Origin of the sequence: Bacillus litorisediminis (assembly GCF_022808645.1) — a bacterium.
Taxonomy (GTDB): Bacteria; Bacillota; Bacilli; order Bacillales; family JC228; genus Bacillus_BF; species Bacillus_BF litorisediminis.
Genome location: NZ_JAKZKT010000089.1, coordinates 1 through 5,327 on the forward strand (window position 1 = coordinate 1; position 5,327 = coordinate 5,327).

At 31.8% G+C, this 5,327-nt stretch carries 3 protein-coding genes; all 3 read left to right on the forward strand.

The window, feature by feature from the left end; translation table 11 throughout:
- The first annotated feature begins 136 nt into the window (after window positions 1–136).
- The 3 genes from MLE14_RS21665 to MLE14_RS21675 all read left to right on the forward strand — a co-directional run bounded on the left by MLE14_RS21665 (window position 137) and on the right by MLE14_RS21675 (window position 4,423).
- The gene (locus tag MLE14_RS21665; RefSeq protein WP_243300481.1) at window positions 137–868 is read left to right on the forward strand and encodes a PD-(D/E)XK nuclease domain-containing protein; all 732 of its coding nucleotides are present in this window, start codon (window positions 137–139) and stop codon (window positions 866–868) included.
- A 374-nt stretch (window positions 869–1,242) separates the two neighbouring features.
- Window positions 1,243–2,301: a PIN domain-containing protein gene (locus MLE14_RS21670; protein ID WP_243300482.1), complete on the forward strand. Its 1,059-nt coding sequence runs from the start codon at window positions 1,243–1,245 to the stop codon at window positions 2,299–2,301.
- A gap of 190 nt (window positions 2,302–2,491) precedes the next feature.
- A complete protein-coding gene (locus tag MLE14_RS21675) occupies window positions 2,492–4,423 on the forward strand; it encodes an ATP-dependent nuclease (RefSeq protein WP_243300483.1) in 1,932 nt (643 codons plus the stop codon).
- The last annotated feature ends 904 nt before the right edge of the window (window positions 4,424–5,327 follow it).

The following is a 5,327-nucleotide window of genomic DNA, read 5'->3' on the forward strand; positions in this document are numbered from 1 at the left end:
GGGCAAAACAAAAAGAGTGAGGGAGCCGAAAGGCAACCACTTTCCTATAGGAATCCAATAGATCCCCAGTTGTCCGGATCAACTGGAAATTCTACTAGAAAGAGCTCTTACTACTAATATACGAGGAGTTTATATCATGGATATTTCAGAACTAATTGCTATGGGCGAAAAAGTTGCAAGAGAGAATAAAAGAGGCTATGGTGTTGAAAGTTATTATACTGGAGAAAAATATCAGAATTGGCTTGCTCTAGCCATACGATTCGTAGAATCCAATTTCCCAGGAGACCCTGATACAGTACGATTTCGTAGAATAGCTGAAGAAGCAGATGGTTTTGGAGATGAAAGATATCATCCTCTAATATCAATTCTTAAGGCATTTCAACAGAATCCGCCTGTACCACCAAAAAACGACATCATGCCTATTATTGCAGAGATATGTAATAATTTTAACAAATTCGATGTGAACATTAAACGTCGACACGGTAATCGATCAACTATAACAATTAATGATGAGTATGACGTACAGGATGCAATGTTGGCGATATTGAAATTATTTGTTGATGACATCAGACCCGAGGATTTTGTACCAAGCTATGCTGGAAGTAATTCAAGGGTCGATTTTCTCTTACCTCAACATGGAGTTGTGATTGAGACCAAAATGACAAATAGGGGTTTGTCTGATAAGCAGATTGGTGAACAATTGATAATTGACGTTGAAAGATATAAACAGCATCCAGGATGTAACCATTTAGTTTGTTTTGTTTATGACAAGGACTCGCATATAACAAATCCCTACGGTCTTATTGATGATATTGAAAAACTAAGTGATCAAAAAATGAGAATAACCGTATTTATTTCCCCTCAATGAAATACCTAATATCTAAAATCAATGTTAATGGAAGTAATGGAACTTTAGTTTAGAAACCATTACTTTACACTTAGATTAATCCTAGAAATTTTCCTTTTAATAATTTGTCGATTTGATATTGTGTTGTTTTAATTTCATTTGTGGCCTTTAAAATAAACAAAAATATTTCTTGCATATGTTAATCCATAAAGGATTAACGTCTTACTTGTGGAAATTATTAAGCTGACGGAGCAGTATAGTGAAAGAAGAATTAACTACAAATTTGGCGAGCCTGCCTCCAGGTTTGACGCAACTCGAGACTGTATCAATGGCTTCCTATTCGAGGGCACCTGTCTAGATCGGGGGTTTTATTTTTTCCAAGGAGTAGAATAACCATGCTATCAATCTTTCTGGATTCAAATGTTTGTTATACAGATCCTTTTATGAATAAAAACATTCACAACCGCCTGCTTCTTGAGTTGGCAGAAAAAGAACTCATTACTATCTGCATTTCTGAAGTTGTTAAAAAGGAGATTATTAACAACTATGAAAAGGAACTCGTAAAATATTTTGATGAAATCAAAAAAGGAGAAAATAAAATTATAAAATTACTCCCTCAATATGACAGTTCTCCAATAGTATGGAGAGAAACCATAGATCAATATATAGCAAAGCTAGAAAACCATTTCGAAGAGTTAGAGGATTATGGCTATATAGAAATAATCCCTTTCTCAAATGATATGCTTCCTGAATTAGTTGAGCGCTCTATCAAGCGTATCAAACCATTTAGTGAAAGAAAAATGGAATTTCGAGATGCTATTATTTGGCTCTCTTATGTTAACTACCTTGAAACCCGTCAATTTATAACTAAGCCAGCTTATTTTATTACAAAAAATACAGAGGATTTTACTTTAAATGGAGAAATTCATCCTGAATTAAAGCTTGACTCAACAGATTTTATCTTTTATAAAACACCGCAAGATTTCATTCAAAATTGTGGTGAAGTAAAACAGCTTCAAAAGACTCTCAATCTTGTAAATTGGGTTGGGGATGAAGATATTGCTAATAGTCCTAACTTAATCTTAGAAATGATTGAGGACCACAGTTTCCAAAACATCTTTGAATCTTGTTGGGATTACGTTAATGACTATACTAGTCGTATTCCTACTCGTTTTGACCCTGATGCAGAGTATCTTGAAGCCACTGACATTTCATTTCTAAAAGTTTATAACTTAAATGTAGAAGTGATTCTAGATCATGTTATCGTTACAGGTTATTTAGAAGTAAATGTCGATTTTGATGTTAGCCAGACGAATTATTTATTTGAGCCTTTGGAAGAAGATTTTATTAAGATTGGATCAGATCAAGTAAAGCTAAATATTAAATTCTCCCTGACTGTTAATCAAGATAAAAAAGTAGAATGGTTAGATATTGTTGATATTGAACAAGTATAAGGCAGATTTCATCTGTCTCTTTTGTTTTACTTCACTACTTAGTTATTTTTTCGGTATCCCACTATCCTATTATTTCTAGTGTTATTAATTAAAGATAAATAGACCATCAGAAAAAGATTTTATTGTTTCAACATAATTGCTTTATAATTAAAGAATGTAAAATATTGGCGAAATAAGGGGGAATGAGAAAATGAAATTAAGTAGAATTGAGGTCAAAAATTATAAGTCAATTAGTCACATTGTAGCAAATATCGATGACCTTACTGCAATAGTTGGAAAAAACAATTATGGTAAATCTGCTTTATTGGATGCAATTCAGTGCTTTTATGGAGACAAATCAATTAATGATGACGATTTTCATATGGGTAAAGAAGAAAATATAGAAATAAGCTTACTTTTCACCGATATCGTTAATGAAGACATTGAACGTTATTTTAATTACAAATCAATGTATAACAAAACAATGTTGAAAATTATGGAGAACGACGGAAACGATGCTCTGAAGGAAAGAGAACTTCGTAAGTTGGATGAAAAGCGATTACAAAAGTTTGATGAAACAACTAAAAAGTTTTGTTTGGATTTAGAGCAGCATGACAGTATATTAATTAAGTTTATTAAACCAAAACGAGGAAACAGTATATACAAACTATCTAATGATACCACTGTTGCAAAAAACGATTTCTGTATTAAGGTCATCTCTGCTATAAGAACACCCGATAAAGAAACTACAGCTGGAACGAAATCTAATATGAAAGAACTAATATCATTACTTCAAGAGCAACAGGAAGTGGAAAATTACATAAAGCTCCCAAATTCACGAGATAAATTAACATATGGAGAAATAAAAGCACTAATATCTACAAATGAAGAGGAACAATGTAGAAACTTATCAACAGATTTAACTACACATTTTCAGGAAGCAATCAGTACCGATACACTTTCTGTAAAGGTTAAAATTGAAGAGGGTTTTAAATTCGATTTTAAATACAAGACAGTGCTTATTGATAGGGATATGCCCCATAAGGAAATTGATATATTATCTTGTGGAACTGGACTTCAGAGTATGATGATTTTATCCATACTTCAGACTTATATTAAGATGATGAATGACAGCAATTTGATTTTACTTATTGAAGAACCAGAAGTTTATTTACATCCTTCACTTCAACGTAAAATGATTAATACCTTGGTAAAAATAGGTAAGAAGAACCAAGTATTGTTAACTACCCACTCACCTATTATTATTAGCAAAATTGACCAGCAGAATATTCACTGTATAAATAAGGTAGGTGGAGTATCAAGTATAATAGATGCTACGGCTACAACCATTATTGAAGAGCTAGGAATTCAAGTATCAGACATCCTAAATAAGAATGCTGTATTGTTCGTAGAAGGAAAAGACGATAACAATTTATTCACTGCGTTATTTAACAAATTAGCAACAAATATGGGATTAGGCGGGAATTTCACTCTTAAAGAGATTGATATTATACAAACTGACGGATATGATAAAATGGATTTTTATGCCAACGCAAAGATTTTACATAAAGATGTAGTAAAAACTCCATATTGGGTGATAACTGATTCTGACGGCGAAGAAATTCCAACTAGAAAAGCTTCTCTAGTTAAAAAAGGTACTGATAATGGAGTAACGATAGATGAAGGCCGAATAAAAATTCTCACTGAATATGCAATTGAATCGTACTTTTTGGACCCAACTATATTGACAACACTATTTCCAAAGTTAGGATTTGAGGAATTAAAGGCTTTATGTGATTGTTATTTTTCCTCTTACGAAACTGCCTTAGATTTATTAAGACAAAATAAGTTTGGAAAAAAGCAGCACTTCAGAGCATATTTTAAACCTAAAATTATGTTTAGTGATCTAGATAAACCTCAACAAGCCATAAATCAAATCCTTGATACCCAATATAGTGCCACCCACTCAGTTAAAGAAACAAGAAATAAATTAATTCGAGAATGGGCATCTTTGGAAGACCCTATAAGTAAGGTAATAGATAGTTTGGATATTGTTGTTCTCAAAGAAACAAGAATTAGCGAAATAATAAATGTTGTTGAAGAAATTATTACTGAGATAGCTCCACAAAGAGATGAAGAATAACAGACAAAAGGAGTGTATTTTTCTTTTTTTTTCAGACGGTAGTAACTAAATTGCTACGGTAATTTTTAAGGGAACTGAAGTCCCTTTTATTGAAGTAGGAGAAACGTACGAATTTGAAGGGATTTTACAAGAATATCAAGGTAAATTAGAAATAAAAATCGAAAAAATGAAATCTTTTAAAACCTCCAATTAAGATAGGAGGTTTTTTTTGCATTTTAAGTAATCGGTTGATATTAAAAGTCAATCATTAGTCAAAATTGTTTAAAGTAAAATCACACGTTGACTTACTTGTTGACAATCATACAGAAGCTGATTATATCGGGACAACTGAAACTTATCTTGAATACTTATCTCTAATAGATGAGAAAAACATACCGTTTGAAGTGCAAAAAGGGAAGCATACTAGCTTAGATCCATCTGTATCAATTAAAGGAGTGCATGCTGACAGCTCTGCTACAGATAATAATGATGCCCAGTGTTGTCACATATGACTTTTTTACTATTATTTTTTAATTATGGTAGAATTTAACTATTTTTGGGATTTTTGAAGGTTTTTAGATTATAATGTCGAAATCTAGTTGTAAATTTAGAAGCAATATTTAGTTTATTTTGTAATAGATCGAACAAAAGGGGGGATATCATTACTTTCTTAAAAAATATTTGGGGTGTGATTTTTAAAGAATAGGTACAAATCAGTGTATAAGAAGTATATTTTAAGCACATCTTTTTTAGGGCTCTATAATATTTGTTGGGGTTTGAACACAACTTTTTATTCATAAAAAAACACGTAAACATCCAATTCTTTTATACTTGAATTGTCGAGAAACAAGACAAAAGAAATGGAGTTACGTGTATATGAATATTACCATGAATATCCCTGGATTAAAAGATGTAGTCATTACCA

Coding starts and splice junctions, on each gene's coding strand:
- MLE14_RS21665 (WP_243300481.1), top strand. CDS start 137: ATGGATATTTCAGAACTAATTGCTATGGGCGAAAAAGTTGCAAGAGAG.
- MLE14_RS21670 (WP_243300482.1), top strand. CDS start 1,243: ATGCTATCAATCTTTCTGGATTCAAATGTTTGTTATACAGATCCTTTT.
- MLE14_RS21675 (WP_243300483.1), top strand. CDS start 2,492: ATGAAATTAAGTAGAATTGAGGTCAAAAATTATAAGTCAATTAGTCAC.